Annotated in this window: 4 protein-coding genes and 1 pseudogene; 4 read left to right on the forward strand and 1 reads right to left on the reverse strand. The window is 61.6% G+C overall.

Annotated features, from left to right (window positions below; genetic code table 11):
* The coding region (locus tag BN871_RS14820) for an ABC transporter permease (RefSeq protein WP_048746966.1) at window positions 1-430 on the forward strand (430 nt) is incomplete at its 5' end.
* Entirely contained in the window at window positions 397-759 is a 363-nt protein-coding gene (locus tag BN871_RS14825; protein WP_048746968.1) for an ABC transporter permease, read from the forward strand. The genes BN871_RS14820 and BN871_RS14825, both read left to right, overlap by 34 nt.
* 131 nt (window positions 760-890) lie before the next feature.
* On the opposite strand, the gene BN871_RS14830 is transcribed toward BN871_RS14825, so the two are convergent.
* Window positions 891-2198 (reverse strand): aminotransferase class I/II-fold pyridoxal phosphate-dependent enzyme, encoded by a 1308-nt coding sequence (locus BN871_RS14830; RefSeq protein WP_048746971.1) that lies wholly within the window; start codon window positions 2196-2198, stop codon window positions 891-893.
* 334 nt (window positions 2199-2532) lie between these two features.
* Here BN871_RS14830 and BN871_RS14835 point away from each other — a divergent pair, with 334 nt between their 5' ends.
* Window positions 2533-3318: an AraC family transcriptional regulator gene (locus BN871_RS14835; RefSeq protein ID WP_048746969.1), complete on the forward strand. Its 786-nt coding sequence runs from the start codon at window positions 2533-2535 to the stop codon at window positions 3316-3318.
* A gap of 176 nt (window positions 3319-3494) precedes the next feature.
* A pseudogene (locus BN871_RS14840) lies at window positions 3495-4443 on the forward strand (glycosyl transferase family 36); the annotation flags it as partial.

Below are 4443 nucleotides of genomic sequence, written 5' to 3' on the forward strand. Positions count from 1 at the left end.
GTCGGCCCGCTGGGCGCTGCGGCTGCTGCGCTGGTTTCTGACCGCTTGGGCGGCCGCCGCCTGGCTCGCCTTCCTTCCTTGGAAGGCCGCGGCCTTCACGGCTGTCTCCGGAGCTCTCTGGTGGGCGGCTTCTCGGCTGGCGGCCCGCCAGAGATTCCCATGGGAAACGCTGATTCGCGAGGAAGGCCGGACGATAATCCGCTATTACCGGTTTTTCGGCTGGTTCACGGATGTGCCTGCGCTCGGCTCGGCGGTCAGCTCCCGGCCTTATCTGAGCTGGCTGTCCAAGCTCGTGCCGCTGCGCAGACAGAGCACCTATACGTACTTGTACAGTCTCAGCATGGCCCGCACGGAGCTCGGTGGCATGCTGCTGCGCCTGACGCTGCTCGGCATGCTGTGCTGCTACTGGCTTGGCGAAGCGCCTGGCTAGGTGGCTGGGGAACGGCTGCCGCGCAGCTGCTGTTCCTGCTGATCGCCGGCCTTCAGACCTCTTCTCTCGGTTCGTGGCATCAATACACGGTATGGCGCCATGTGTATCCTCTGCCGGAGAAGCAGCGTCTGCACTCGCTTATCCAAGTGGACAGGCTCGCGCTGCTGATCATCCTGCTGCTGCTCTGGCTCGCCGGCAGCCTGCCTCTGCTGCTGCAGGGCAAGCCGCTGGCCGCAGCAGCGGCCGCCGCTGCCGGGGCCGGGTACATCCTGCTGCTGCGTCCCCGCCGGCTGACGAAGCGCGTGCTTGCAGACGATGGCGACGATTGACCTCCAGCCGCATTCCGTCCATCCGGAATGCGGCTTTTTCGTCTCGCGGAAGGCTCGCCGCGATCATGCCGGGAACTACAAAAAAAACAGGCATGCCGGACCATCTCGAGATGGCTTGGCATGCCTGTTTCTTATTGGAATCCGTTCGTCTTCAAGTCGCGTACCGCCTGATGAATCAGGTTGAACAGCTCCTCAAGGCTGGACTCCTCGGTGCAGCTGAATGCAACCCTCAGATCGGTCTCTCCGAGAGCGATCGTGCCGACTCCGTATTCGTCCAGGAGACGCTGGCGCACCTCTTCCGCACCGACGCCGATGAGGCGCAGGCACATGAAATAACCGGAATTGAACGGATAATACGTCCAGTCGCCGTCGTAGCGGCCGCTGTCCAGCAGCTGCTTGACGCGGTTGGCGCGTCCCTTCATAATGGCGTATTTCTCCGCTCTCTGGGCTTCGAAATCAGGGGAGCGCAGAGCACGGAGCACAAAGGTCTGCGACGGATGCGGGCCGCTGGAGATCGTCGCGCGGATGATGCCCATCGTCTTCTGCTCCAGCGCGGCCAGAACCTCGGGGGAATCCGAGGCGTAGGTGATGAAGCCCACCCGGAATCCCCAGACGTATTCTTCCTTGGTGGCGCCGTCCACCTTGACGGGCAGGATGCGCTCATGGATTCCGGCGAGGCTGCCGAACAGCGATTCATGGACGGAATCCTCGAAGAACAGGCCGAAGTAGGCGTCGTCCGTAACGGCAACGACGAGGATGCCTTCGTCGGCGGCCGCCTTGAGGGCGGCGACGATTTCCCGGCATTCATCCGGGCCGGGAGTGTAGCCGGTCGGATTGTTCGGGAAGTTCAGGATGACGATCGCCTTGCCTTTGTCCCGCTGGGCGAGCAGCGCCTCGCGCAGGCCGTCGGCATTGAAGCGTCCTTCGGCGGTGTAGAGCGGGTATTCCACGATTTCGGCTCCGCGGCGGATGCCGAAGGTGAGCTCGTAGTTCTCCCAGTTTTTATCCGGTATGATGACCGCATCCCCGGCATCGGCGAACAGATCGGCCACGATGCTCAGGCCATGAGTGAGAGCGTTGGTCGCGACGGGATTGCCGAACGGCTTGGAGGCGAGGGACGGATTGTCCTTGATCATCTTCTCGCGCCATGCGGCCCGCAGCTCCGGCTTGCCGGCAGGAGGAGCGTATTCGTACAGATCCTTCGGCTCATAGGCCGACAGCGTTTCCTGGATAGCCTTCAGGTGCATCGGAGCTCCGCCTTCCGTTGCGATTCCGATCGTGGCGTTGAACTTCGTGGCTTTGGCCTTGGCCTCGGCGGACTGGCTGAGAATGCCTTCCTTCGGAAAATAAAGCTTGCGTCCCAGGCCTGACAACATGGCGTACACATGGGCATTGCCTTTTTCCAGCGCGGTGTTCAACTGCTGGGCAAGTGGATTCATGATTCCGATTCCGTCCTTCCGGGGGTCGATGTGTCCGGGCCGCTTGAGGGTCCCGGCGGGCTGATGCATCAACTGCTCGCTGCCTGCGCGACCGTCCCTGTTGCCGTCCCGAAGGGCCGCGAGTGGAATGCCGGTCATGCGCATGCTTTCTTCGGGTGCTATTATATCATTATTTGCGCGGCGGAGGGAGGGTTCGGACATTTTTTATGAAGCTTGCACGTCCCCTCGATGCTGGGGTATGATGGCGAAAAACAAGGCTGATTAGGTTGATCCGCGCCATGGCGGCGGTCTTTCCTTCAATCTAATCCCGCCCAAGAGGAGCATCCGAGGCCGAATGCTGCAAGTACCGCCCTCATCGTTCAAGCTGTTGCCGTCATTCGCCAAGATCGTCTGCGAGCCGGGCTGGAAGTGGCCGCGCAGGGAGAAGCCGATGGCCAATTTCGACCTGTTTTATGTCTGGAGCGGAGAAGGGGAGCTTACGCTTAATGGAGAGCCCTATCCCGTCGGACCGGGAAGCTGCTTTCTGTTCCGCCCCGGAGACTACACCAGCGCCGTCCACAATCCGCAGCGGCCGCTTGTGCTGACTTATATCCACTTTGCCATTGAAGGAGAACCGCTCGATATTCCGGCACGCTACCGCGAGCTGGAGGAGACGGTGGAATTCGAGAACATGCTCTCCCGTTATGTCCGCCTCTTCCTGGTGAGGACCTTTGCAGCGGAGGAAGAAGCGCAGCTCATCCTGAAGCAGATGATGATCCACCTGCTGCGCGCGGACAGGCAGCCGGTCCTGGAGCGCAAGGCGAGCAACCAGCTGACGGAAGCGATCCAGGAAATCGCCAACTACATCCGCCAGAATCCGGGCATCTCCCATCGGGTGGAGGATCTGGCCGGACGAGCCGGCTTGTCTCCGCGGTATTTCTCGATCAAGTTCAAGGAAATCATCGGAACTCCGGTCCAGACGTACATGATTCGGACGCGCATCGAGCGGGCCCAGCATCTGCTCATGCACGGAGGGCTCAATGTGACGGAGGTCGCAGACGCGCTTGGTTACCGGGACATCTTTTTCTTCAGCAGGCAGTTCAAGCAGTACACGGGCAGGAGCCCGTCCGAGATCCGGTAGCCGCCGGATCTTTTTTTATGGGGCTGCAGCGGTCCGGGAAGAAGGCAGGCGCAGGGGAATCGGAGGAGAAGGTCATAAAATACGGCCCCTTTGGGAATATTTAGTTGAGGTGGATAAGCGCATAGCGGAGCGTACTCCGGCGCCGACAGACTAAGCTAAGCGACCCAGGGGGACTCATGACGACTACGGAATCCTATATACAGGCAGCTAGACAGCTCGCCCTGACTCACGATACGGCTAGAGGAAGAAAGGCCTCCCGGCAAAGGAAGGCGCTTGCCGCCCAGCTCAGGCAGCTGCAGGAATTTGCCGAGGAGCTGCGCGCGGACGACTGCGGCTGCTCGCAGCCTGCCGCCGAATGGCTGCTGGACCATTCGGAATTCATCGAGGAGCAGGGCTATCATGCTTCGATGGAGCTGAGGCACGGAGGACTTGCCGGCCTTCCTTATTTGCGGCGTTCGGGCCATGCCCGGGTGGAAGCCGTCTGCGACGGGTATTTGGACGCTTCGGGAGGAAGCTACGACCGGAATTCGTTTGTCGCCTTCATCCAGGCTTATCAGGAGGTTGCCGTGCTTACGATCGCGGAGACGTGGTCGCTGCCGCTCGCTCTGAAGACATGCCTCTTCAGGCGTCTTGCGGAAGTGTTCAGGGAGGTGCGCCAGCGGCATGATGCCTGCATGGGCGCGGAACGCATCCTGAAGCAGGCGCTGGCCGGCGGCAGAGGGCCGCAAGCGCTCCCTCTGGCGGAGGCGCTCGACAGAGCTGGAAGGGACATCATGCTCTCGGGAGCGGTCGTGGCCCATCTGACCTCGAGGCTGCGGGAATGGGCGGACGATTCCGAGGATGTGAGGCGCTGGCTGCTGCTGCGCCTGGACAACGGAACGGAAAGCCTGGCCAGGCTGAACGCTTACGAAGCGAGGCTTCAAGCCCGGTATCAAAGCGAGGCCGGACGTCTGATCGGCAGCCTGAGAGCGGCCGAGCGGACTTCCTGGGAGAAAGAGCTGGAAGATCTCAGCATGGCCGATGCGATGCTCAAAAGCGAAGCGGCGGGAACTTATTCTCTTATGGATGCGCAGAGCAGGGCAACGCTCCGGGCAGGCACGGCGCGGCTCGCGGCGCGGCTGGGGC

It is taken from the genome of Paenibacillus sp. P22 (genome assembly GCF_000469945.2).
In the GTDB taxonomy this organism is placed as follows: Bacteria; Bacillota; Bacilli; order Paenibacillales; family Paenibacillaceae; genus Paenibacillus_O; species Paenibacillus_O humicus.

Coding starts and splice junctions, on each gene's coding strand:
- BN871_RS14835 (WP_048746969.1), top strand. CDS start 2,533: ATGCTGCAAGTACCGCCCTCATCGTTCAAGCTGTTGCCGTCATTCGCC.
- BN871_RS14830 (WP_048746971.1), bottom strand. CDS start 2,198: ATGAATCCACTTGCCCAGCAGTTGAACACCGCGCTGGAAAAAGGCAAT.